1 protein-coding gene is annotated in these 329 nt (G+C 69.6%); it reads left to right on the forward strand.

What is annotated here, in order from left to right; genetic code table 11:
• Positions 1 to 329, forward strand: a 329-nt coding sequence (locus ISX93_RS17005) for an autotransporter-associated beta strand repeat-containing protein (RefSeq protein WP_195779944.1), incomplete at both ends; no start/stop codon positions are given.

The raw sequence follows: 329 nt of genomic DNA on the forward strand, positions 1-329 counted from the left end.
GCCGGCACCCTGAGTGGCAGCGGCAGCCTGGACAAACAAGGAGCCGCCACCCTCTCGCTCACCGGCGCCAACACCTACAGCGGCACCACCACCGTGAGCGACGGCACCCTCAGCATCGGTGCCGGCGGCACCACCGGCCAGCTGGGCAGCGGCACCGTGGTCAACAACGCCACCCTGCAGGTCAACCGCAGCAATGCCGTCACCCTCGGCAACAGCATTTCCGGCACCGGCGCGCTGGTTCAGGCCGGCAGCGGCACCACCACCCTTACCGGCACCAACACCTACAGCGGCGGCACCACGGTCAGCGCCGGCACCTTGCAGGGCAATAC

This window comes from Pseudomonas sp. N040 (genome assembly GCF_015637705.1).
In the GTDB taxonomy this organism is placed as follows: domain Bacteria; phylum Pseudomonadota; class Gammaproteobacteria; order Pseudomonadales; family Pseudomonadaceae; genus Aquipseudomonas.